Here is a 22,882-nt window from a genome sequence, read left to right on the forward strand (position 1 = left end):
TGATATCGTGTTCCCGGGCAATACGGGCAACAGAGGCTCCTGGTTGTGAAGCCAGTTTAACCATTTGAAGTTTAAACTCATTTGAAAATGATCTGCGGGGTTCTGCAGATAATGCTTTCTGTTCCATAACAGGTGTCCACTAGTTGAAAAGGTGGGCACCTACGTTACCAATACAGGCTTAATGGCTACATACGGCGGTCAGTTTACGCTTACTAATGATTCGTTAACAAATGCGCTTTACTGTACAATCCTTTCGTTAACATAAGGAGTGCATTATGCGCATAGCTAAAATTGGGGTCATCGCCCTGTTCCTGTTTATGGCGTTAGGCGGAATTGGTGGCGTCATGCTCGCAGGTTATACCTTTATTTTGCGTGCTGGCTAAGCGCCTGCACCAGCCTTTCAAACAGGCGGTCTGCGATGATCGCCGCCAGTGCCACCAGTAACGCCCCCTGGATCACATACGCGGTATTAAATCCGCTAAGCCCGATGATGATGGGCGTACCCAGCGTGCTGGCCCCTACCGTTGAGGCGATCGTCGCCGTACCAATGTTGATAATCACCGAAGTTCGCACGCCCGCCAGAATCACCGGAGCCGCCAGCGGTAGCTCGACCTTACGCAGTCGCTGACCACGACTCATTCCCATACCTTTCGCAACTTCTGTCACGCTGGCATCAATCGCTCCCAGCCCGGCAAGTGTCGCCTGCAGGACGGGCAGCACACCGTAAAGGATCAAGGCGATAATCGCTGGTTGCAGACCAAACCCGATCACCGGAACGGCGATCGCCAGCACTGCGACGGGCGGAAAAGTCTGTCCAACGGCGGCAATAGTTTCCACCAGTGGGCGAAATTCCGCGCCCCACGGGCGAGTGACAGCAATTCCGGCACCAGTACCAATGATCACCGCAAACAAACTCGAAATTCCCACCAGCCAGAAATGAGCCAGTGCCAGAGCGGCAAAACTTTCTTGCTGATAAACGGGTCGTGGCAGTTGAGGGAACAAGGCAGCAAACAGCGGCTGGCTGTAAGGCAGCCAGAAAATCAGTGCCACAAACAAAGCAATGAGCCAGAACAGCGGATCGCGCAACATCTTCATACGCTTACGCCTCCTCCAGCAGATCCTGAAAATGCAGCGTGCCGCTAGGCTGGCCCTGCGTGTTCACCACCGGCAGCACCTCGCATCCCCGCGCGACAAACAGGGAGAGCGCATCGCGCAGCGTCATCTCTTCTGCCAGTGCCTCACCTTCTGCCCGTTCTTCGCGACGCACGTAATCCGCCACACTACGTAACGAAAGCAGGCGCACACCCAGTTCACTACGTCCAAAAAACTGGCGGACAAAATCATTCGCCGGACGAGTCAGCATCGTCAGCGGATTCCCCTGCTGCACCACTTCACCGTGATCCATCAATACCAGATGTTCTGCCAGCCGTAGCGCCTCATCAATATCATGAGTAACCAGCACAATGGTACGCCCCAGCAAACGGTGAATGCGCGTCATCTCTTGTTGCAACGCGCCGCGCGTTACCGGGTCCAGTGCGCCAAAAGGTTCATCCATCAGTAAGACTTGCGGATCGGCAGCCAGTGCGCGCGCTACTCCCACACGTTGCTGCTGACCACCGGAAAGCTGATGCGGATAACGCTCACGTAAATTTGACTCCAGCCCCAGTAGCGCCATTAATTCGTCGATACGATCGTCAATCCTCGCCCGCGACCATTTTTGTAATTGCGGCACGGTGGCAATGTTTTGTGCCACGCTCCAGTGGGGAAACAGGCCAATAGATTGAATGGCATAGCCCATACGGCGGCGCAACTCCAGTACTGGCAGCGAGCGAATTTCTTCTCCGGCAAAGCGGATCTCTCCGCTGTCATGTTCCACCAGGCGGTTAATCATTTTCAGGGTGGTGGATTTGCCGGAGCCAGATGTGCCAATCAGCACCGAAAAACTCCCTTCCTGAAAATTGAGATTGAGATCGTTAACGGCTTTTTGTGCGCCAAACAGTTTGCTGACATGGCTAAATTCAATCATTACGTTTCACCTTCAACAGTGCGATAAGTAAATCGAACAGCGCATCGATCAGCACCGCCAGAACAATTACCGGGATCACCCCCAGCAACACTAAATCAATGGCGCTGCTTAGCAGCCCCTGGAAAACCAGCGCACCAAAACCGCCTGCGCCGATTAACGCCGCAATCACCGCCATGCCTACAATTTGCACCATCACCACCCGCAGGCTGCGCAGAAATACCGGTAACGCCAGCGGTAACTGAACATGCAGGAATCGCTGCGCCCCGCTCATCCCCATCGCTCTGGCGCTCTCCAGCACATCGCGCGGGATCTGGTTCAAGCCTACTACCACGCCGCGCACCAGCGGCAGCAAGGCATAGAGCACCAGCGCAATCAGTGCGGGTGTCATTCCGGTTCCTGCTATGCCGAGCTTCCCCAGCCACGGAAAGGCCGTCACCAGCGCGGCAAGCGGCGCAATCAACAGGCCAAAGAGCGCCACCGAAGGCACGGTCTGAATGACATTGAGCAGAGAAAAAATCTCCCCCTGCCGCGCGGTGGAAAAGTAGCACCAGATGCCCAATGGCACACCAATCACTAACGCAGGCAGCACCGCACCAAACAGCAACGTCAGATGTTGAGCCAGCGCGTCGTCAAACACATCCTGACGGTTGGCGTATTCTTTCATTAGCGAGAGATCGTTAAGCGTGCCGGAGTAAAGCAACCACAGCGGAATAATGGCAATCTGCATATGCAACAACCAGCGCCACAGCGGATGCGTGGAGATTCGGCGGATGGCATCGCTACAGGCCAGCAATGCCAGCGCCGCAGCCAGCCAGAAACCACTGCCGAGGCTGGTACGCGCCAGCGCACTGCCATTTTGCGCCAGTTGGGTCGCCGCCTTTCCAGCTCCCCACACCAGCAATACGAAGACGAATTGCGCCAGAATGAGTGCAAAAATGCTGCCTTTTTTAGCGGGAATAAAACAGGCTGTCAGCCAGGCGCAACCAACGCCCACCAGCATCCAGATCGTTTGCGGCCACAGTTGCCAGAGATGACGCCCTTCACCCGAGACTAAACGATTAGGCGCGTAGCTGATAAACGGCAGCGCTGCTGCGATTGCCGTCAGCAACAGCAGCAGCGCCAGAACAGGATTAATACGTAGATAAGTCACGGGAAATTACTTCGCCCACCCTTTTTGTTTCAGGTAGTCGGCAGCCACTTTTTTGGCATCCAGTCCTTCCACTGCAATGCTGGCATTCAGTTGCTGCAATGTTTTTGCATCGAGGCTGGCGAAGACTGGCTGTAGCCACTGTGCCATTTGCGGATACTCTTTCAGCACCGACTCACGCACCACTGGTGCAGGCGCGTAGATAGGTTGCACGCCTTGCGGATCGCTTAAGGTTTGCAGCCCCAGCGCCGCGACCGGACCGTCAGTGCCGTAAGCCATTGCGGCATTAACGCCAGAAGTTTGCTGGGCAGCGGCTTTAATCGTCACCGCCGTGTCGCCACCAGCCAGTGACAGCAACTGATCCTGACCGAGCTTAAAGCCATAGGCTTTTTCAAACGCGGGTAAGGCATCGGCGCGTTCGATAAACTCTGCCGAGGCTGCCAGTTTGAAGGTGCGCCCTCTTTCAGATAACGACTCAGGTCAGCAAGCGAAGTGAGTTTGTTTTTCTCTGCCACATCCTGACGCACGGCGATGGTCCAGGTGTTATTTGCAGGTGCGGGCGTCAGCCAGATTAACTTGTTTTGCTCTGCATCGAGTTTTTTGACTTTCTCGTAACCTTGCTGCGCGTTTTTCCACGCTGCATCGTTTTCATCTTTAAAGAAAAACGCGCCATTGCCGGTATATTCCGGATAGATATCCAGTTCACCGGAAGTAATCGCCCCGCGCACCACAGGAGTCGTTCCGAGTTGCACTTTATTGACCGTCGGTACGCCGTGGCTTTCCAGTACCTGCAAAATGATATTGCCGAGCAGCGCGCCTTCAGTATCGATTTTTGAACCGACTTTAACGGGGGAAGCCGCGTGCAGCGGCAGGCTCACGGCTGCCAACAAAACCAGTGAACCTGCCCAGACCTTTGAGAGTGGCATGATGCTTTCCTCATTCTTTTACTGTTGTTTTCAGCGAATTAAGAGAAAAGCATAGTTGATAATGGCGGGATTAGCCTGAGCGGACGGATTCAGTTGCAGAATCAGATAAATACTTAAGAGGCATATTCGGTCCGGCGTTTCCTGCCGGATGCGGCGCGAGCGCCTTATCCGGCCTACAAAGGGCGAAAATTCAGCAAGTTAAGATATGAACATCAGGCAAAGGGCGCAAATGTCACGCCCTTACTAAAGCATTACAGCAACTCAAACTCGCCTTTCTTAACGCGTGCGGAATCAGTGCCGATAAAGACATTGAACTTGCCAGGCTCGGCGTCATATTTCATCTGTTGATTCCAGAACTTCAGCGCCTCGATATCAATCGGGAAGCTAACGGTCTGAGTTTCGCCCGGTTTCAGGGTGATTTTCTCAAAGCCTTTCAGCTGTTTCACCGGACGACTCATGGAAGCCGTCACATCCTGCAAGTACATCTGCACTACCGTGGCCCCTTCGCGTTTACCGGTGTTCATCACCTGCACGCTGGCCGTCACTTTGCCGTCACGCTTCATGGTCGGCGCAGAAAGTTTCACATCAGAGACGGTGAAAGTGGTATAGCTCAGACCATAGCCGAACGGATAAAGCGCCCCGTTAGCTTCATCAAAATAACGCGAAGTGTATTTGTTCGGCTTGTCGGCATTATACGGACGACCGGTGTTCAGATGGCTGTAGTACACCGGGATCTGCCCGACAGAACGCGGGAAGGACATCGGCAGCTTGCCGGACGGGTTGTAATCGCCAAACAACACATCGGCAATTGCATTACCGCCTTCAGTCCCCGCAAACCAGGTTTCCAGAATCGCATCAGCCTGCTGATCTTCTTTCACCAGCGCCAGCGGACGCCCGTTCATCAGCACCAGCACCAGCGGTTTACCGGTGGCTTTCAGCGCCGCAATCAAGTCACGTTGGCTTTGCGGAATAGTAATATCGGTACGGCTGGAGGCCTCGTGCGCCATCCCCTGTGCTTCACCGACTACAGCCACCACCACATCAGATTGTTTCGCCGTCTGCACCGCTTCATCAATCATCTCTTGCGGCGAACGCGGATCGACTTTGACCGCTTCTTCATACTGATTCAGGAAATCGATAATGCCTTTGTCACTGGTAACGTTCGCCCCTTTGGCATACAGCACTTTACCGTTTTCACCGACGGCATTTTTAATCCCGGTCAGCACGGTCACGGATTGATCTGCAACACCTGCCGCCGACCAGCTTCCCATCACGTCACGCTTGCTGTCTGCCAGCGGGCCAACCACCGCAATGGTTGCGGATTTTTTCAGCGGTAACGTTTCGAGACGGTTTTTCAGCAACACCAGGCTTTCACGCGCCACTTCACGCGCTTCTTTGCGGTGCAAGCGGCTTTCGGCATTGGTATCCACCGGGTCAGACTCTTTCGGACCGAGATGGCTGTATGGGTCGTTAAACAACCCCATATCATATTTAACGTTCAGTACATGGCGGGCAGCATCGTCCAGCTCTGCCATCGTCACTTTACCGGATTTAATCAACCCAGGCAGATACTTCGGGTAGTACTCGTCGCTCATACTCATGTTGATTCCGGATTTCAGCGCCACGCGCACCGCATCTTCCGGGTCTGCCGCCGTGCCATGTTTAATCAGCTCTTTGATTGCACCGTGATCGGAAACGGTGATGCCTTTAAAGCCCCACTGGTCGCGCAGAACATCTTTCAGCAGCCAGGAATCGGAGGTGGCTGGCGTGCCGTTCAGCGAGTTCAGCGCCACCATCACCGCGCCGCTGCCTGCGTCCAGCCCCGCTTTGTACGGCGGCATATAATCATTAAACAGGCGCTGCGGACTCATATCGACGGTGTTGTACTCTTTACCGCCTTCTACCGCGCCGTATGCGGCAAAGTGTTTGACGCTGGTCATCACCGAGTAGCGATCTGCCGGGCTTTTACCCTGCATCGCTTCCACCATGGTTTTACCCATTGTTGAGGTGAGATACGTATCTTCGCCAAAACCTTCGGAAGCACGTCCCCAGCGCGGATCGCGCGAGACATCGACCATCGGTGCCCAGGTCATATTCAGGCCATCATCTGCCGCTTCATAAGCAGAGACACGTCCGACCGTTTTCACTGCATCGAGGTTAAAAGACGAGGCCAGACCGAGGCTAATCGGGAACACCGTGCGCTGACCGTGCAGCACGTCGTAAGCAAAGAAAAGAGGAATTTTCAGGCGGCTTAATTCCATCACCTGATCCTGCATGGCGCGGATATCCTGACGGGTTACGGTGTTGAAAATCGCCCCAACCTGACCGTCTTTGATCATCTCGCGGATCGCCTCTTTCGGGTTATCCGGGCCGACGCTGATTAAGCGCAGCTGACCAATTTTCTCATCAACTGTCATTTTCTTAAGCAGTTCGGTGACGAACGCATCCCGCGCTTCGGGCGTTAATGGATGGTTGCCGAATAAATCATCCGCCAGTGCTGGCTGCAGGGCCAGACTCACCGCGATTCCTACTGAACATAGCCATTTCATATGGATTTTTCTTCCTCTGTTGCCCGACGAGGCAGCGAAAATGGTGCAAAAACCGTAGTTTGCCATAAGCATGATGGAGAGAGAAAAAGAATGCTCAGTTTATTGTCTGAATTTTCAAAATATTCACTCGCTGAATTGTCATACAAGGCGCTATTCTAGTTTGTGATATTTTTTCCCCACCACAAGGAGTGGAAAATGTCTTCCATGACAACAACTGATAATAAAGCCTTTTTGAATGAACTTGCCCGTCTGGTCGGTCATTCACACCTGCTCACCGATCCCGCAAAAACGGCCCGCTATCGCAAGGGCTTCCGTTCTGGTCAGGGCGACGCGCTGGCTGTCGTTTTCCCTGGCTCACTACTGGAATTGTGGCGGGTGCTGAAAGCCTGCGTCACCGCCGACAAAATTATTCTGATGCAGGCTGCCAATACAGGCCTGACCGAAGGATCGACGCCAAACGGTAACGACTATGATCGCGATATCGTGATCATCAGCACCCTGCGTCTCGACAAGCTGCACGTTCTCGGCAAGGGCGAACAGGTGCTGGCCTATCCGGGCACCACGCTCTATTCGCTGGAAAAAGCCCTCAAACCGCTGGGACGCGAACCGCACTCAGTGATTGGATCATCGTGTATAGGCGCATCGGTCATCGGTGGTATTTGTAACAACTCCGGCGGCTCGCTGGTGCAACGTGGCCCGGCGTATACCGAAATGTCGTTATTCGCGCGTATAAATGAAGACGGCAAACTGACGCTGGTGAACCATCTGGGGATTGATCTGGGCGAAACGCCGGAGCAGATCCTTAGCAAGCTGGATGATGATCGCATCAAAGATGACGATGTGCGTCACGATGGTCGTCACGCCCACGATTATGACTATGTCCACCGCGTTCGTGATATTGAAGCCGACACGCCCGCACGTTATAACGCCGATCCGGATCGGTTATTTGAATCTTCTGGTTGCGCCGGGAAGCTGGCCGTCTTTGCAGTACGTCTTGATACCTTCGAGGCGGAAAAAAATCAGCAGGTGTTTTATATCGGCACCAACCAGCCGGAAGTGCTGACCGAAATCCGCCGTCATATTCTGGCTAACTTCGAAAATCTGCCGGTTGCCGGGGAATATATGCACCGGGATATCTACGATATTGCGGAAAAATACGGCAAAGACACCTTCCTGATGATTGATAAGTTAGGCACCGACAAGATGCCGTTCTTCTTTAATCTCAAGGGACGCACCGATGCGATGCTGGAGAAAGTGAAATTCTTCCGTCCGCATTTTACTGACCGTGCGATGCAAAAATTCGGTCACCTGTTCCCCAGCCATTTACCGCCGCGCATGAAAAACTGGCGCGATAAATACGAGCATCATCTGCTGTTAAAAATGGCGGGCGATGGCGTCGGTGAAGCCAAATCGTGGCTGGTAGATTATTTCAAACAGGCCGAAGGCGATTTCTTTGTCTGTACGCCGGAGGAAGGCAGCAAAGCGTTTTTACACCGTTTCGCCGCTGCGGGCGCAGCAATTCGTTATCAGGCGGTGCATTCCGATGAAGTCGAAGACATTCTGGCGTTGGATATCGCTCTGCGGCGTAACGACACCGAGTGGTATGAGCATTTACCGCCGGAGATCGACAGCCAGCTGGTGCACAAGCTCTATTACGGCCATTTTATGTGCTATGTCTTCCATCAGGATTACATAGTGAAAAAAGGCGTGGATGTGCATGCGTTAAAAGAACAGATGCTGGAACTGCTACAGCAGCGCGGCGCGCAGTACCCTGCCGAGCATAACGTCGGTCATTTGTATAAAGCACCGGAGACGTTGCAGAAGTTCTATCGCGAGAACGATCCGACCAACAGCATGAATCCGGGGATCGGTAAAACCAGTAAACGGAAAAACTGGCAGGAAGTGGAGTAAAAATTACGGATGGCAGAGTATCGCCATCCGAATTCACTTAATCGTTCTGTGCCGTCTGCCCCGCCGCCGCCATTTGGGCGGCTTTTTGTTTTTTATAGCTCAACGCTGCTGCCGGCACAGGCATCACTTTACCGGTTTCAATCCAGGTACGCAGGCGGCTGGCATCGGCAAAATGGGTATATTTGCCAAACGCGTCCATCACTACCAGCGCCACCGGTTTATTATTGATAACCGTACGCATCACCAGACAATGGCCCGCCGCATTGGTAAAGCCGGTTTTGGTTAACTGAATATTCCAGTTATCGCGATACACCAGATGATTAGTATTGCGGAACGGCAGCGTATACGTCGGGTTAGAGAAGATTGCCATATCTTCCCGGGTAGTACTTAACTGCCCGATCAACGGATATTGTTTGCTGGCAATGAGCAGTTTGGTTAAGTCACGGGCAGTTGAAACGTTATGCACCGACAATCCGGTAGGTTCAACAAAGCGCGTGTTGTTCATTCCGAGCGATTTCGCTTTCGCATTCATTGCCTTAATAAAGGCTTTGTAACCACCGGGATAATGGTGCGCAAGGCTTGCCGCCGCGCGGTTTTCTGAAGACATCAGCGCCAGCAACAGCATATCTTTACGGCTGATTTCGCTATTCAGTCGTACGCGCGAATAGACCCCTTTCATCTCCGGCGTCTGGCTGATATCCACTTTTAGTTTTTCATCCAGCGGCAGTCGTGCATCCAGCACAACCATCGCGGTCATTAATTTGCTGATAGACGCAATCGGACGCACCAGATCCGGGTGGTTCGAATAGATCACTTTGTTGGTATTCAGATCAACAATCATCGCGCTACCGGAGGCAATTTCCGGTTGTGAAGCGGTGGTAGCGGCTGCCGTTTTCGCAACGGCCTGCGGTGCCAAAGGCACAGCCAGCATCAGGGCCAGGCTAAATAAAGAAACTCGAAATTTCGGCATGATGAGCATTCAGATAGTGGTTCACGCGCACGGGTTGCGCACCGCCGGAGTAAGGATTTACTGAGGCTAGCGACGCCATCATAACGAGCAAAAAGTGCGATCGTCAAAGGAGAATCGTGAGGAAATGCTGCATTGCTGACATTTACGCCAGCAATGCAACGTCAAAGAACTTTCTAGAACAAACGATAACCGTAGCCCCATAGTATAACGGTTAGGGCGAGCAGCACTTCCAGTACCAGCACGCCAATCGCCAGCGTCGAACTAGAGAAGCTAAGGCCTTCCTCTTTGTTGATATTCAGGAAGCTCGGAATACCAAGGTAAAGCAGGTAGCCGGTGTAAAACAGCGCCACCGTGCCGACCAGCGCACACAACCAGACCAGCGGATAAAGCGCCACCAGACCGCTTAAAAACAGCGGAGTTGCAACGTAGCCCGCGAAGACCATGCAGTGACGCTGCGGATAATTACGCGCCATCCACCAGATGACCCGCCCCATTACCGCAACCCCAGCCAGCATAACGCCATAAAACAGGACAGCCAGCGCCAGTCCGGTAAACCAGGATAACTTCAGGATAGTGCCATCGCCAAAATTCCAGCCAATCTGTGTAGTGCCAATGAAGGCGCAAATCACCGGAATCGCCGCCATCAGCAAAACGTGGTGGGTGTAATGGTGAGAAATCGTTTCGTTTTCGCGATTAATCACCTGCATTTCACGATCGGGATGGGAAAACAGTCCCCAGACATGGCTCATACCGCCCCCTTGTTGTGAGTTCATGAACCTGACAGTTCAAGTATAAGTCAGCTTGTGGTTATTTTTTGTTCATCCATGTAATTTGCACCGTCTGATGTATGTCCTTTTTCAGCGTGAATGATTTCCAGGGTGTATGCTTACAGGCAACCAAAGGGAGACAGACTGGCCTATGGATCTCAATACACTCATCTCACAATATGGTTATGCCGCGCTGGTGATCGGTAGCCTGGCGGAAGGTGAAACCGTGACTTTGCTGGGAGGCGTTGCGGCACATCAGGGGCTATTAAAGTTCCCGCTGGTGGTACTTTCTGTGGCGCTTGGCGGCATGATTGGCGACCAGGTGCTTTATCTGTGCGGACGGCGGTTTGGCGGCAAGCTGTTACGCCGTTTCTCGAAACATCAGGATAAAATTGAGCGGGCGCAGAAACTTATCCAACGCCATCCGTATCTGTTTGTCATTGGTACGCGCTTTATGTATGGCTTTCGGGTGATTGGCCCGACGCTGATTGGTGCCAGCCAGCTGCCGCCGAAAATCTTTCTGCCGCTGAATATTCTCGGCGCATTTGCCTGGGCGTTGATTTTTACCACTATTGGTTACGCTGGTGGTCAGGTGATTGCGCCGTGGTTGCACAATCTCGACCAGCATTTGAAGCACTGGGTCTGGTTGATTCTGGTCGTGGTTCTGGTGGTGGGCGTGCGCTGGTGGCTGAAACGGCGCGGGAAGAAAAAGCCGGATCATCAGGCGTAAAACCATTGCCCTGGGTAAGGCGTTCGCGCCGCATCCGACATCCGGTGCACCATGCCTGATGCGACGCTTGTGCGTCTTATCATGCCTACCAAAATTTTACCCATTGAAATAACCACGCACCTCACTGCGCTATTCTGGGTTGAACTGCGGATTCGCCAACATAAAGCCGCCATCCACTATCAACGACTGCCCGGTGGTGTAATTTGCGCCCTCTGAGCACAGCCACGCTACCAGGCTGGCAATCTCATGCGTTGCGCCAAAACGCCGCAGAGGAATCGAAGGCTCCGCGTCGGGCTTCACGTCGCTGTCATCCATGCCATTCATTGGCGTGGCGATCGCCCCAGGCGCGACTGCGTTCACCAAAATCTTATGCCTGACCAGCTCCAGCGCCATCGCTTTGGTTAACCCACCGAGCGCATGTTTAGCGGCTGTGTAGGCGCTGGCATCCGGCAGCGGCGTATGTTCATGTACCGACGTAATGTTGATGATGCGACCGCCCTGCCCTTGTTTCACCATCTGGCGGGCCGCAATTTGTGAGCATAAAAATGCACCATCGACATCAACGGTAAAAATCTTGCGCCACTCATCGAAAGCCATATCAAGAAACGGCGCTTTGGTCATTGCGCCCGCATTATTCACCAGCACATCAATACGCCCCAGCCGTTGAATGAGTTTCTCCAGCGCCTGCGCACCTTCTGGCAGTTTACCGAGATCCAGCTGCACAATCTCCGCACGTACGCCGTGGCTAACTACCTCACGCGCAGTATCTTTTGCCCCTTCTTCATCTGAGTGCCAGGTAATACCAATATCAAACCCCTGCTGCGCCAGTAATAACGCGCACTCTTTGCCGATCCCCGAATCGGAGGCGGTAATAATCGCAACCTGTGCCATCGAGTTCTCCACTTAACGCTGAATAAACGTTAAGTATAGAAGGCGCATATCATCAGCGTTTGTAACCCCCGCCCAACGCACCAGTGAGTTGAATGGAAGCATCCAGCCACTGCCCTTGCAATAACAGGCCATTGGCCCGCTCACGCAGCGCGGGGATTCTGGCTTCGCTGACGCGGGAACCAGCAATGATGCCCGCGTTAAAGCGCGCCTGCGCAAGACCTACCACACGCAAGGCATCGCGCTCAATTTGCGCCTGATGCTGGTTTTTCTCCGCAAGTGTCTGAACCTGACTGGCTGCCCGCGCCACGTCATTCACCGCTTCAACCACCGCTTTGTTGTAGCTGGTGATAGACAAGTTGCTTTCGGCTTTTGCGATATCGAGATTGGCGTTAAGACGACCACTATCGAAAATAGGTAGCGTCAGGCCTGCCGTAACGCCCATTTGCTGCGCGGAATGACGGAACAGATCGCTTAAGTGCAACGCATCCTGTTGCAGGAAGGCCATCAGGTTGATGTCAGGATAAAATGCCGCTTTTGCCGCATCAATGGTGCTTAGCGATGACTCAACGTACCAGTGCGCCGCCTGCAAATCTGCCCGCCGGGCCAGTAAGGAGTACCCCAGTTCATCAGGAAGCTGGCTTGCCACTTTCGGCAACGCGACCGGTTTAAGCTTCAATGACTTTGTCTGGTGATTTGTAAGTGCGCTTAACCGTGCCTCAATAATTTTCATTTTCCCCGCGACATCGTTGAGCTGCTGCCGGGTTTTGCTGGCATTAATATCGGTTTCCACACCGTCAACTGAAGAAGTAATCCCGTTCTGATATAGCTGGCGATCGGTCGCGATAATGGTGTTCTGCTCTTTTTCTATTTGCTGCAAGACCGTGTTTAACGCCGCCTGGGTTTGCCACTCCCAGTACAGGCGGGCTACGCTGCCAGCCAGCAATTGGCGGGTTTGCTCGCGTTCCGCCGCCCGTGCTTTAACCGTACCCAGGCGGGCAGTAACCTCCGCCCGATTCTTTCCCCAGATATCGAGATGCCAGCCCGCCGTTAAGCCAAAAGTTCCGTTGGTGTACCACGGACCGGTCGTACCTGCGGCCGGATCGTTCAGAGCAAACGGCCCCATTAGCCCTTCTGCCGACATTTTTTGCCGCTCCATATCCGCCGAAAAGTCGATCTGCGGACCATCCTGAGTGGCAACTGCCTTCGCCTGGGCTTCAGCTAGCTGAATGCGCTGTTCAGCCACCTGCATATCCGGTGCGTTCTGTAGTGCATTGTTAATTAATGAAGTGAGCTGATTATCGTGATACTCCAGCCACCATTGGCTGTCTGGCCAACCATTTTTCAGCGCCGTGGGTAATGCGGTGTCAACTTGTGCAGCGGGCGTTTGCTGGCTTAACGCCTGGCGGGTTTCATGCATAGGCGCACACCCGGCCAGCATCAGTAACAGCGGAAAACAGGCGATGGCTGGATAAAAGGAATCACGATTCATGGGGGAATAATCAGGTAAGAAACGGTGCGCGGAGATTACCGTGTGTTGCGATATATTTTTTAGTTTCGCGTGGCAATACATCAGTAGCAATAAAACGACATACCCAGAAAAATATAGACTAAGTGAATGATATTCTCCGATTTATCTTAATCACTTATAAATGACAGCGAAGGGCTTCGTTTTTTCCTATACTTATTCAGCACTCACAAATAAAGGAACGCCAATGAAAATTATACTCTGGGCTGTATTGATTATTTTCCTGATTGGGCTACTGGTGGTGACTGGCGTATTTAAGATGATATTTTAAAAATCAGATATGGCATATAAGTTGTCAGGTCAGGAACTAGATATTTTGTGTACTTGATTTGCAAACAGCTCCGGTGTTGGTGGCGTCAAAATCGCTGAAGCGTTCCCCGAAGGCCGGGGCAGCCCACATGGATGTGGGCTGAGGGCGCGTCTTACAAGGACGTTACCTCGCGCCCGACCCGGTAGCCGAAGGGGATAAGCTGAAGGTACCGCGCAGCGGCGATTTTGTTCGCCAGAGCCCGGGGGTGCAGGGGGAGGAGGCGATTGTCCTCCCTCTGCGCGCACCTTGCGCCAGTGGCAATATGTGGCTTAGTTCATGAAAGGAGCGCAACAAGATGATGAAGCTGAATAAGCGATTCATTGTCTCTGATAAGCTGCGATTCCACTATTATCGCAGCTTATCGATATCAATTGCCTGAATAGCCCTTGCAATATCATGGGAATTATTCAACACCCGAACATGCTGAAATAATTCTGTTGCTTCATCGTATTCTTTACGCAAATAACTCAACCACTGTTTAATCCGCGCTACGTGATATAACCCGGTATCGCCCTGCTTTTCCAGACGGGTATATTTTTGCAGCAAAGCAACCACCTCCGGCCACGGCATTCGCGGTTCGTTATATTTTACCACCCGGCTCAGGTTGGGAATATTGAGCGCCCCGCGACCAATCCTGCGTCGCAGCCGCTGATCGCCATGCATTGTTGCGCACTCTGCCAGTCCCAGATTTCGCCGTTGGCAATCACCGGAATATTCAGCCGCTGGCGAATCTCGCCAATCGCCTGCCAGTCAATATGCTCCGCGCGGTAACCCTGCTCTTTTGTCCGTCCATGCACCACCAGCTCCGTAGCACCAGCCTGTTGAACCGCATCGGCGATTTCAAACTTCTTCTCACCGCTGTCCCAGCCCAGACGCACTTTCACGCTGACGGGCAAATGCGCCGGTACAGCTTCACGCATCGCTTTTGCACCCTGGTAGATGAGTTCAGGATCTTTGAGTAACGTCGCCCCACCACCGCTACCGTTGACCGTTTTCGACGGGCAACCGCAATTGAGATCCACGCCCCAGGAACCTAATTCCACCGCACGGGCGGCGTTCTCTGCCAGCCATTGTGGGAACTGACCCAACAACTGCACGCGCACCAGCGTACCGGATGGTGTCCGGCTGGCGTTTTGTAGCTCAGGGCAAATGCGATGAAAAACTTTTACCGGCAGCAGTTGATCCACCACGCGGACAAACTCGGTGATGCACAGATCGTAGTCGTTAACTTCGGTCAGCAATTCACGCACCAGAGAGTCAAGCACTCCCTCCATCGGAGCAAGCACACCCTCCATCGGAGCCAGTAACACACGCATATCTTCACCCGCAAAAAAATGAGGCGCCATGTTAGCGCCTATGGTCAACGGATTAAAGGTCTGCAAAGAGGGATTGCTGCAAACTGTAATCCCTCTCTATGCTTGATGTATGCCTGAGTTCGTTGCGCATTGCGTAATGCCGGGGAGCGAAAAAATAAGCGCTGATTTCTTAATGTGATCGGTAGCACGTTTTACGAATTAATTGTATGATGAATCCATCTCATCTGGGGTGTTGATTATGAGTAAGACACTGAACATTATCTGGCAATATTTACGCGCTTTCGTCCTGATTTATGCCTGCCTGTATGCAGGCATTTTCATTGCTTCCCTGCTACCGGTAACCATTCCGGGCAGCATCATCGGGATGCTGATCCTGTTTGTCCTGCTGGCCTTGCAAATTCTTCCGGCAAAATGGGTCAATCCGGGGTGCTACGTACTGATTCGCTATATGGCGCTATTGTTTGTGCCGATTGGCGTAGGCGTCATGCAATATTTTGATTTGCTCCGCGCGCAGTTTGGCCCGGTAGTGGTTTCCTGTGCTGTCAGTACGCTGGTGGTTTTTCTGGTGGTGAGCTGGAGTTCACAACTGGTACACGGCGAACGTAAAGTCGTAGGTCAGAAAGGATCAGAAGAATGATGGCGAATATCTGGTGGTCATTACCGCTGACGTTGATTGTCTTTTTTGCCGCCCGCAAACTGGCGGCACGGTATAAGTTTCCCCTGCTTAACCCGTTGCTGGTAGCAATGGTGGTGATCATTCCTTTTTTAATGCTGACCGGCATCTCTTACGACAGTTACTTTAAAGGTAGCGAAGTGCTAAACGATCTGCTGCAACCGGCGGTCGTCGCGCTGGCCTATCCTTTATATGAGCAGCTACACCAGATCCGCGCGCGCTGGAAATCGATCATCACCATCTGTTTTATCGGCAGCGTGGTTGCGATGGTGACGGGGACTTCCGTGGCATTGTTGATGGGCGCTTCACCGGAAATCGCCGCGTCAATCCTGCCGAAATCAGTCACCACGCCTATTGCAATGGCGGTTGGCGGCAGTATTGGCGGTATTCCGGCAATCAGCGCAGTTTGCGTGATTTTCGTCGGCATCCTCGGCGCGGTATTTGGCCATACATTGCTTAATGCGATGCGTATTCGTACCAAAGCTGCGCGCGGTCTGGCAATGGGGACTGCCTCGCACGCCCTCGGTACAGCGCGCTGCGCCGAGCTGGATTATCAGGAAGGTGCATTTAGTTCGCTAGCGCTGGTGTTATGCGGGATAATTACTTCGCTGATCGCACCGTTCCTTTTCCCGATTATTCTGGCAGTAATGGGCTAAAATTTGCGATGCGTCGCGCATTTTTGATGTAAGTTTCACGCGTTGCATAATTAATGAGATTCAGATCACATATAAAGCCATAACGGGTTCGTAAACTATTATCCCATTACATGATTATGAGGCAACGCCATGCATCCACGTTTTCAAACCGCTTTTGCCCAACTTGCGGATAACTTGCAATCTGCACTGGAACCTATTCTGGCAGACAAGTACTTCCCCGCTTTGTTGACCGGGGAGCAAGTCTCATCGCTGAAGAGCGCAACGGGGCTGGACGAAGACGCGCTGGCATTCGCACTACTTCCGCTGGCGGCGGCCTGTGCGCGTACGCCATTGTCGAATTTTAATGTTGGCGCAATTGCGCGCGGTGTGAGCGGAACCTGGTATTTTGGTGCCAATATGGAATTTATTGGTGCGACAATGCAGCAAACCGTTCATGCCGAACAAAGCGCGATCAGCCACGCCTGGTTGAGTGGTGAAAAAGCGCTTGCAGCCATCACCGTTAACTACACGCCTTGTGGTCACTGCCGTCAGTTTATGAATGAACTGAACAGCGGTCTGGATCTGCGTATTCATCTGCCGGGCCGCGAGGCACACGCGCTACGTGACTATCTGCCGGATGCCTTTGGGCCGAAAGATCTGGAGATTAAAACGCTGCTGATGGACGAGCAGGATCACGGCTATGCGCTGACTGGTGATGCGCTTTCTCAGGCGGCGATTGCGGCGGCAAACCGTTCGCACATGCCTTACAGTAAGTCGCCAAGCGGTGTCGCGCTGGAATGTAAAGACGGTCGTATTTTCAGCGGCAGCTACGCTGAAAACGCCGCATTCAACCCGACTCTGCCACCGTTGCAGGGAGCGTTAATTCTGTTGAATCTCAAGGGTTATGATTACCCGGATATCCAGCGCGCGGTTCTGGCAGAAAAAGCCGATGCGCCGTTGATTCAGTGGGATGCCACCTCCGCAACGCTGAAAGCGCTCGGCTGTCACAGTATCGACCGCGTGCTTCTCGCTTAAGCCTGGTGCCGGATGCGGCGTGAACGCCTTGTCCGGCTTGCCAGCCCTCTCCTGGTGTCGAAAATCCCGGCAAACAGTTTGCCGTTTCTTGCGCAAAACCAGCGGGTAAAGTAGCCTGATGGAAATTTCCCTTAGATCGAGTCTCCTGCATGTTAAAGCGCGTGTTCCTCAGCCTGTTAGTCCTTATCGGCTTGCTGCTGTTGACTGTGCTCGGCCTCGATCGCTGGATGAGCTGGAAAACCGCGCCTTATATCTACGACGAATTGCAGGATCTCCCCTACCGCCAGGTCGGTGTGGTGCTCGGAACAGCAAAATATTATCGTACTGGCGTAATTAATCAGTATTATCGCTACCGCATTCAAGGAGCGATTAATGCCTATAACAGCGGTAAGGTAAATTATCTATTACTGAGCGGCGATAACGCATTGCAAAGTTATAATGAGCCGATGACCATGCGCAAAGATTTAATCGCTGCTGGTGTCGCCCCATCAGATATTGTTCTCGATTACGCAGGCTTTCGTACGCTGGATTCCATAGTGCGTACACGCAAAGTTTTCGATACTAATGATTTCATTATTATCACCCAACGTTTCCACTGTGAGCGGGCATTATTTATTGCGCTGCATATGGGGATTCAGGCTCAGTGTTATGCCGTACCGTCACCGAAAGATATGCTGTCAGTACGTATTCGCGAATTTGCCGCCCGTTTCGGTGCGCTGGCTGACCTTTATATTTTTAAACGTGAACCGCGTTTTTTAGGGCCGCTGGTCCCTATTCCGGCTATGCACCAGGTGCCGGAAGATGCGCAGGGGTATCCCGCCGTCACACCCGAACAGTTACTTGAATTACAAAAGAAACAAGGAAAGTAGTTATGGATGTACAGCAGTTTTTTGTCGTTGCCGTTTTTTTCCTTATCCCGATATTTTGTTTCCGCGAAGCATGGAAAGGCTGGCGCGCAGGCGCGATTGATAAACGGGTTAAAAATGCACCGGAACCGGTGTATGTCTGGCGAGCAAAAAATCCCGGACTCTTTTTCGCTTATATGGTGGCATATATCGGCTTCGGGATTTTATCTATCGGCATGATTGTTTATCTTATTTTCTATCGTTAATATTTTCTCTTTTCTGTTAATTATTGAGAATAATTATTACTTCACTCAATAAGCTGCGGATATAACATTCTGAACCGCAGCTATTTGTGAATCCTTTCACAGTTTAAATTTCCCCACGCGCATAGCCTTAATATCAGCACGCAATATTTATTTAGCGTTCGCCTTAATTACTCATAGCATTAAGGAAGATCACATGCCGCAACAAAATTATCTGGATGAACTCACTCCGGCTTTTACGCCTTTACTGGCGATTAAAGAAGCCTCTCGCTGTTTATTATGTCATGACGCTCCCTGTAGTCAGGCTTGCCCGGCACAGACCGATCCGGGGAAATTTATTCGCTCAATCTACTTTCGTAATTTTAAAGGCGCTGCCGAGACAATTCGCGAAAATAATGCCCTCGGTGCCGTTTGTGCCAGAGTGTGCCCGACGGAGAAATTATGTCAAAGCGGTTGTACCCGTGCCGGTGTTGATGCTCCCATTGATATCGGCCGCTTACAGCGTTTTGTTACTGATTTTGAACAACAAACCGGGATGGAAATATCAGCCCGGTACTAAAACGCTCGGCAAAGTCGCGATTATTGGCGCAGGTCCTGCCGGATTGCAGGCCAGTGTGACACTGACAAACCAGGGTTATGACGTCACGATTTATGAGAAAGAAGCGCACCCCGGTGGCTGGTTGCGTAACGGTATTCCGCAATTCCGGTTACCGCAATCAGTGCTGGATGCAGAGATCGCCCGTATTGAAAAAATGGGCGTGACCATTAAGTGCAATAACGAAATCGGTAAAACACTCACCCTGGAGCAACTGAAAGCGGAAAACCGCGCGGTACTGGTCACCGTGGGGTTATCAAGCGGTTCCGGGCTACCGCTGTTTGAGCATAGCGACGTTGAGATTGCCGTCGACTTCCTGCAACGTGTACGACAGGCGCAAGGCGATATCAGCATTCCACAAAGCGCATTAATTATCGGTGGCGGTGATGTCGCGATGGACGTAGCCAGCACGCTGAAAGTTCTCGGCTGTCAGGCGGTAACTTGCGTAGCGCGTGAAGAGTTAGATGAGTTTCCGGCAAGCGAAAAAGAGTTTACCAGCGCCCAAGAGCTGGGCGTTTCGATCATCGATGGATTCACGCCAGTAGCCGTGGAAGGCAATAAAGTCACGTTTAAGCATGTACGGTTACCGGGCGAACTGACGATGGCGGCAGATAAAATTATTCTCGCCGTCGGTCAGCATGCCAGACTGGATGCCTTTGCGGAGTTAGAGCCGCAGCGTAACACTATCAATACACAAAATTACCAGACCCGCGATCCGCAAGTCTTTGCTGCGGGCGATATTGTTGAGGGTGACAAAACCGTGGTCTATGCCGTGAAAACCGGGAAAGAAGCCGCCGAGGCGATTCATCACTATTTAGAGGGAGCTTGCTCATGTTAACGAAAGATCTTTCGATTACTTTTTGCGGCGTGAAGTTTCCCAACCCGTTCTGCCTCTCTTCTTCGCCGGTAGGCAACTGCTATGAGATGTGTGCCAAAGCCTACGACACAGGTTGGGGCGGTGTGGTGTTTAAAACGATCGGCTTTTTTACCGCCAACGAAGTCTCGCCGCGTTTTGATCATCTGGTGAAAGAAGATACCGGTTTTATCGGCTTCAAAAATATGGAGCAGATTGCTGAACATCCGTTGGAAGAGAATCTGGCCGCCCTGCGTCGGCTGAAGGAAGATTACCCGGACAAAGTATTGATCGCTTCGATCATGGGGGAAAATGAGCAGCAATGGGAGGAGCTGGCGCGCCTGGTGCAAGAAGCTGGCGCGGATATGATCGAGTGTAACTTCTCCTGTCCGCAAATGACTTCTCATGCGATGGGTAGCGATGTCGGGCAAAGCCCGGAGCTGGTAGAAAAATATTGTCGGGCAGTGAAACGGGGTTCCACGCTGCCAATGCTGGCGAAGATGACGCCGAATATCGGTGATATGTGCGAAGTGGCGCTGGCGGCGAAGCGCGGCGGCGCAGATGGCATTGCGGCGATTAACACCGTTAAATCCATCACCAATATCGATCTTAATCAGAAAATCGGTATGCCGATCGTTAACGGAAAATCGAGTATTTCCGGATATTCCGGTAAAGCGGTAAAACCGATCGCCCTGCGCTTCATTCAGCAAATGCGCACCCATCCAGAACTGCGCGATTTCCCAATCAGCGGTATCGGCGGCATTGAAACCTGGGAGGATGCGGCGGAGTTTTTATTGCTCGGCGCAGCAACGTTACAGGTCACCACCGGCATTATGCAGTACGGCTATCGCATCGTAGAAGATATGGCGAGCGGGTTGTCGCATTATCTCGCCGATCAGGGATTTGATTCGTTGCAGGAGATGGTAGGTCTGGCGAATAACAATATTGTCCCGGCGGAAGATTTAGACCGCAGTTATATTGTCTATCCCCGTATCAATCTTGATAAATGTGTTGGCTGTGGACGCTGTTATATTTCCTGTTACGACGGCGGTCACCAGGCGATGGAATGGAGCGAGAAAACCCGCACACCGCATTGTAATACCGAGAAATGTGTGGGTTGTCTGCTTTGTGGCCACGTCTGCCCGGTGGGTTGTATTGATCTCGGAGAAGTGAAGTTTAAGAAGGGAGAGAAAGAACACCCGGTAACGTTGTAAAACCAGAGACGCATCCGGCATTTGGTTCCTGTCGCCGGATGCGGCTTGAACGCCTTATCCGGCCTACAAAACCACACAGATCATGATGTTATGTGCGTTTATGACCGAATGCGGACCACAATCATTTCACTTCTTACGCGCGTATTTCAGTGAATCCAGCGCTACGGCGAAGATAATAATCGCCCCTTTGATGATGTACTGCCAGTATGGGTTTACGCCGATATACGTCAGGCCATAGTTGATGACGGTAAAAATAATTACCCCGGTCACCACGCCAATCACCGTCCCCACACCGCCGCTGAACGATACACCGCCTACCACGCACGCCGCGATAGCATCCAGTTCATACATAAAGCCGAGGTTGTTGGTGGCAGAGCCGATACGTCCGGCTTCTAACATCCCGCCGAAGGCATAGAACACACCAGACAACGCGTAGATCATCAGCAGGTTCAGGCCGACGTTGACACCAGATACTTTTGCCGCTTCCGGGTTACCGCCAATGGCAAAAATGTTCTTACCGAAGCGGGTTTTGTTCCACAACACCCAGACGAACGCCACCGCAATCAACGCGTAGAAGGTGATGTAAGAGAGACGGAAACTCCCCAGCGCGACAAAGCCCTGAGCAAAGGTAGAGAAGCCACTGTCAAAACCAGAAATTGGCGACGCCCCGACAAAGTCGTAATAGAGCGAGTTGATGCCATAGACGATGATCATCGTGCCGAGCGTGGTAATGAACGGCGTCACGTTGAGATAAGCGATAATCAGACCGTTGATCAAACCGATCACCGCACCAATGGCACAGACAATCAGAATAACCAGCGCAATCGGCATCGTCGCCATTTCCGGGAACACTTTGTTGGCGTTATCCATGGACTGCAATAATGTCGCTGCCACCACTGCCGCCAGCCCTACTTGACGCCCCGCAGAAAGGTCGGTCCCCTGGGTGACAATTAACCCTGCCACACCGAGCGCGATAATAATACGCACCGATGACTGGGTGAGAATATTACTTAAGTTCAACAGACTTAAAAATGTTGGGTCCTGGAAAATAATAATCGCCAGCAAAACTAAAAGAACGACGTAAATACCGCCCTCTTTCAGGTAAGTAAGAAAACTTTTCTTATTTAACGCACTCATGGGAAGCCCCTAATCTTAAAGGTGCAAAGACGCAAGACGCAGAATTTCGTTTTGCGTTGTTGTTTTTGTGTCGACAATTCCGGAAACGAGACCGTTGCTCATGACCAGAATACGGTCTGTTATCCCTAACAACTCAGGCATTTCAGAGGAGATAATAATAATCCCTTTGCCTTTCTTCGCCAGTTCGGCAATTAACTGATAAATTTCAAACTTCGCCCCGACATCAATACCGCGCGTCGGTTCATCGAGCATTAATATTTCTGGTTGCGTTAGTAGCCAGCGACCAATAATCACCTTTTGCTGATTACCACCGGAGAGCGGGTGATGCTGCCAACTTACTGATTTAGTGTATGATGGTGTTTTTGAGGTGCTCCAGTGGCTTCTGTTTCTATCAGCTGTCCCTCCTGTTCAGCTACTGACGGGGTGGTGCGTAACGGCAAAAGCACTGCCGGACATCAGCGCTATCTCTGCTCTCACTGCCGTAAAACATGGCAACTGCAGTTCACTTACACCGCTTCTCAACCCGGTACGCACCAGAAAATTATTGATATGGCCATGAATGGC

General features: G+C 52.1%; 21 protein-coding genes and 4 pseudogenes. 12 read left to right on the forward strand and 13 right to left on the reverse strand.

Translation table 11 applies throughout. The features are described from left to right. Positions 1–127 (reverse strand): transposase (locus BFF42_RS21285; RefSeq protein WP_146753260.1); only part of this gene is annotated, 127 nt, incomplete at its 3' end. Positions 128–275: 148 nt separating this feature from the next. Between BFF42_RS21285 and BFF42_RS21290 the strand changes: the two genes are divergently transcribed. Continuing rightward, complete coding sequence (locus BFF42_RS21290) at positions 276–383, forward strand: protein YohO (RefSeq protein ID WP_001216963.1); 108 nt, start codon at positions 276–278, stop codon at positions 381–383. Here BFF42_RS21290 and yehW read toward each other — a convergent pair. The 5 genes and pseudogenes from yehW to bglX all read right to left on the reverse strand — a co-directional run bounded on the left by yehW (position 364) and on the right by bglX (position 6,648). Further along, positions 364–1,095 (reverse strand): glycine betaine ABC transporter permease YehW, encoded by a 732-nt coding sequence (gene yehW, locus BFF42_RS21295; protein ID WP_000783120.1) that lies wholly within the window; start codon positions 1,093–1,095, stop codon positions 364–366. The genes BFF42_RS21290 and yehW overlap by 20 nt on opposite strands. A gap of 4 nt (positions 1,096–1,099) precedes the next feature. Beyond that, positions 1,100–2,026: a glycine betaine ABC transporter ATP binding protein YehX gene (yehX, locus tag BFF42_RS21300; RefSeq protein ID WP_000569318.1), complete on the reverse strand. Its 927-nt coding sequence runs from the start codon at positions 2,024–2,026 to the stop codon at positions 1,100–1,102. Beyond that, positions 2,019–3,176: a glycine betaine ABC transporter permease YehY gene (gene yehY / locus BFF42_RS21305; protein WP_000221788.1), complete on the reverse strand. Its 1,158-nt coding sequence runs from the start codon at positions 3,174–3,176 to the stop codon at positions 2,019–2,021. The genes yehX and yehY overlap by 8 nt, the downstream gene beginning before the upstream one ends. Before the next feature lie 6 nt (positions 3,177–3,182). Beyond that, a pseudogene (gene osmF, locus BFF42_RS21310) lies at positions 3,183–4,099 on the reverse strand (glycine betaine ABC transporter substrate-binding protein OsmF). 251 nt (positions 4,100–4,350) lie between these two features. After that, positions 4,351–6,648: a beta-glucosidase BglX gene (bglX, locus tag BFF42_RS21315; RefSeq protein WP_039060083.1), complete on the reverse strand. Its 2,298-nt coding sequence runs from the start codon at positions 6,646–6,648 to the stop codon at positions 4,351–4,353. A gap of 195 nt (positions 6,649–6,843) precedes the next feature. Here bglX and dld point away from each other — a divergent pair, with 195 nt between their 5' ends. Further along, positions 6,844–8,559 carry a D-lactate dehydrogenase gene (gene dld / locus BFF42_RS21320; protein WP_000097369.1) on the forward strand — a complete coding sequence of 572 codons (1,716 nt, stop codon included), beginning with the start codon at positions 6,844–6,846 and terminating at the stop codon, positions 8,557–8,559. Between the two features lie 37 nt (positions 8,560–8,596). Here dld and pbpG read toward each other — a convergent pair whose 3' ends face one another. Together pbpG and BFF42_RS21330 are read right to left on the reverse strand one after the other, a co-directional pair. Then, on the reverse strand, positions 8,597–9,529 hold the full coding sequence (pbpG, locus tag BFF42_RS21325; RefSeq protein WP_024258568.1) for a D-alanyl-D-alanine endopeptidase: 933 nt from the start codon (positions 9,527–9,529) through the stop codon (positions 8,597–8,599). A 173-nt stretch (positions 9,530–9,702) separates the two neighbouring features. Then, the gene (locus tag BFF42_RS21330; protein ID WP_012421544.1) at positions 9,703–10,278 is read right to left on the reverse strand and encodes a Yip1 family protein; all 576 of its coding nucleotides are present in this window, start codon (positions 10,276–10,278) and stop codon (positions 9,703–9,705) included. A gap of 169 nt (positions 10,279–10,447) precedes the next feature. Here BFF42_RS21330 and BFF42_RS21335 point away from each other — a divergent pair, with 169 nt between their 5' ends. Beyond that, positions 10,448–11,026, forward strand: a complete 579-nt coding sequence (locus BFF42_RS21335; protein ID WP_001296821.1) for a DedA family protein — start codon at positions 10,448–10,450, stop codon at positions 11,024–11,026. 129 nt (positions 11,027–11,155) lie between these two features. On the opposite strand, the gene BFF42_RS21340 is transcribed toward BFF42_RS21335, so the two are convergent. Continuing rightward, positions 11,156–11,917, reverse strand: coding sequence for an SDR family oxidoreductase (locus BFF42_RS21340; RefSeq protein WP_000079520.1), 762 nt, complete (start codon positions 11,915–11,917; stop codon positions 11,156–11,158). 52 nt (positions 11,918–11,969) lie between these two features. Next, on the reverse strand, positions 11,970–13,406 hold the full coding sequence (gene mdtQ / locus BFF42_RS21345; RefSeq protein WP_001078128.1) for a multidrug resistance outer membrane protein MdtQ: 1,437 nt from the start codon (positions 13,404–13,406) through the stop codon (positions 11,970–11,972). Positions 13,407–13,629: 223 nt separating this feature from the next. Here mdtQ and yohP point away from each other — a divergent pair, with 223 nt between their 5' ends. Further along, complete coding sequence (gene yohP, locus BFF42_RS21350; protein ID WP_000691708.1) at positions 13,630–13,713, forward strand: small membrane protein YohP; 84 nt, start codon at positions 13,630–13,632, stop codon at positions 13,711–13,713. A gap of 387 nt (positions 13,714–14,100) precedes the next feature. On the opposite strand, the pseudogene dusC reads toward yohP, so the two are convergent. Further along, positions 14,101–15,047: pseudogene (dusC, locus tag BFF42_RS21355) on the reverse strand (tRNA dihydrouridine(16) synthase DusC). Between the two features lie 259 nt (positions 15,048–15,306). Here dusC and BFF42_RS21360 point away from each other — a divergent pair. The 7 genes and pseudogenes from BFF42_RS21360 (at position 15,307) to preA (ending at position 21,181) form a co-directional block, all read left to right on the forward strand. After that, entirely contained in the window at positions 15,307–15,705 is a 399-nt protein-coding gene (locus BFF42_RS21360) for a CidA/LrgA family protein (RefSeq protein ID WP_001295452.1), read from the forward strand. Then, positions 15,702–16,397: a CidB/LrgB family autolysis modulator gene (locus tag BFF42_RS21365; protein WP_000968208.1), complete on the forward strand. Its 696-nt coding sequence runs from the start codon at positions 15,702–15,704 to the stop codon at positions 16,395–16,397. Before BFF42_RS21360 ends, BFF42_RS21365 begins: the two co-directional genes overlap by 4 nt. A gap of 129 nt (positions 16,398–16,526) precedes the next feature. Beyond that, complete coding sequence (cdd, locus tag BFF42_RS21370) at positions 16,527–17,411, forward strand: cytidine deaminase (RefSeq protein ID WP_000553555.1); 885 nt, start codon at positions 16,527–16,529, stop codon at positions 17,409–17,411. Positions 17,412–17,560: 149 nt separating this feature from the next. Further along, positions 17,561–18,280, forward strand: a complete 720-nt coding sequence (gene sanA, locus BFF42_RS21375; protein WP_000920063.1) for an outer membrane permeability protein SanA — start codon at positions 17,561–17,563, stop codon at positions 18,278–18,280. 2 nt (positions 18,281–18,282) lie between these two features. After that, positions 18,283–18,522 carry a DUF2542 family protein gene (locus tag BFF42_RS21380; RefSeq protein ID WP_000383096.1) on the forward strand — a complete coding sequence of 80 codons (240 nt, stop codon included), beginning with the start codon at positions 18,283–18,285 and terminating at the stop codon, positions 18,520–18,522. A 193-nt stretch (positions 18,523–18,715) separates the two neighbouring features. Beyond that, positions 18,716–19,952: pseudogene (gene preT, locus BFF42_RS21385) on the forward strand (NAD-dependent dihydropyrimidine dehydrogenase subunit PreT). Then, positions 19,946–21,181, forward strand: coding sequence for an NAD-dependent dihydropyrimidine dehydrogenase subunit PreA (gene preA / locus BFF42_RS21390; RefSeq protein WP_000956083.1), 1,236 nt, complete (start codon positions 19,946–19,948; stop codon positions 21,179–21,181). Before preT ends, preA begins: the two are co-directional and overlap by 7 nt. Before the next feature lie 126 nt (positions 21,182–21,307). Here preA and mglC read toward each other — a convergent pair whose 3' ends face one another. Both mglC and BFF42_RS21400 read right to left on the reverse strand, forming a co-directional pair. Continuing rightward, positions 21,308–22,318, reverse strand: a complete 1,011-nt coding sequence (gene mglC / locus BFF42_RS21395; RefSeq protein WP_001275118.1) for a galactose/methyl galactoside ABC transporter permease MglC — start codon at positions 22,316–22,318, stop codon at positions 21,308–21,310. Between the two features lie 15 nt (positions 22,319–22,333). After that, a pseudogene (locus tag BFF42_RS21400) lies at positions 22,334–22,648 on the reverse strand (ATP-binding cassette domain-containing protein); the annotation flags it as partial. Positions 22,649–22,693: 45 nt separating this feature from the next. Here BFF42_RS21400 and BFF42_RS21405 point away from each other — a divergent pair. Beyond that, the coding region (locus BFF42_RS21405; RefSeq protein WP_000179196.1) for an IS1 family transposase at positions 22,694–22,882 on the forward strand (189 nt) is incomplete at its 3' end.

It is taken from the genome of Shigella sp. FC1661 (genome assembly GCF_001712525.1).
Lineage (GTDB): Bacteria > Pseudomonadota > Gammaproteobacteria > Enterobacterales > Enterobacteriaceae > Escherichia > Escherichia coli.

Excerpts from the sequence above, each read along its gene's own strand:
- BFF42_RS21340 (WP_000079520.1), bottom strand. The coding sequence starts at position 11,917 with ATGGCACAGGTTGCGATTATTACCGCCTCCGATTCGGGGATCGGCAAA.
- yohP (WP_000691708.1), top strand. The coding sequence starts at position 13,630 with ATGAAAATTATACTCTGGGCTGTATTGATTATTTTCCTGATTGGGCTA.
- mglC (WP_001275118.1), bottom strand. The coding sequence starts at position 22,318 with ATGAGTGCGTTAAATAAGAAAAGTTTTCTTACTTACCTGAAAGAGGGC.
- mdtQ (WP_001078128.1), bottom strand. The coding sequence starts at position 13,406 with ATGAATCGTGATTCCTTTTATCCAGCCATCGCCTGTTTTCCGCTGTTA.
- sanA (WP_000920063.1), top strand. The coding sequence starts at position 17,561 with ATGTTAAAGCGCGTGTTCCTCAGCCTGTTAGTCCTTATCGGCTTGCTG.
- pbpG (WP_024258568.1), bottom strand. The coding sequence starts at position 9,529 with ATGCCGAAATTTCGAGTTTCTTTATTTAGCCTGGCCCTGATGCTGGCT.
- BFF42_RS21360 (WP_001295452.1), top strand. The coding sequence starts at position 15,307 with ATGAGTAAGACACTGAACATTATCTGGCAATATTTACGCGCTTTCGTC.
- yehW (WP_000783120.1), bottom strand. The coding sequence starts at position 1,095 with ATGAAGATGTTGCGCGATCCGCTGTTCTGGCTCATTGCTTTGTTTGTG.
- bglX (WP_039060083.1), bottom strand. The coding sequence starts at position 6,648 with ATGAAATGGCTATGTTCAGTAGGAATCGCGGTGAGTCTGGCCCTGCAG.
- cdd (WP_000553555.1), top strand. The coding sequence starts at position 16,527 with ATGCATCCACGTTTTCAAACCGCTTTTGCCCAACTTGCGGATAACTTG.
- yehX (WP_000569318.1), bottom strand. The coding sequence starts at position 2,026 with ATGATTGAATTTAGCCATGTCAGCAAACTGTTTGGCGCACAAAAAGCC.
- preA (WP_000956083.1), top strand. The coding sequence starts at position 19,946 with ATGTTAACGAAAGATCTTTCGATTACTTTTTGCGGCGTGAAGTTTCCC.
- BFF42_RS21290 (WP_001216963.1), top strand. The coding sequence starts at position 276 with ATGCGCATAGCTAAAATTGGGGTCATCGCCCTGTTCCTGTTTATGGCG.
- dld (WP_000097369.1), top strand. The coding sequence starts at position 6,844 with ATGTCTTCCATGACAACAACTGATAATAAAGCCTTTTTGAATGAACTT.
- BFF42_RS21335 (WP_001296821.1), top strand. The coding sequence starts at position 10,448 with ATGGATCTCAATACACTCATCTCACAATATGGTTATGCCGCGCTGGTG.
- BFF42_RS21380 (WP_000383096.1), top strand. The coding sequence starts at position 18,283 with ATGGATGTACAGCAGTTTTTTGTCGTTGCCGTTTTTTTCCTTATCCCG.
- BFF42_RS21365 (WP_000968208.1), top strand. The coding sequence starts at position 15,702 with ATGATGGCGAATATCTGGTGGTCATTACCGCTGACGTTGATTGTCTTT.
- BFF42_RS21330 (WP_012421544.1), bottom strand. The coding sequence starts at position 10,278 with ATGAGCCATGTCTGGGGACTGTTTTCCCATCCCGATCGTGAAATGCAG.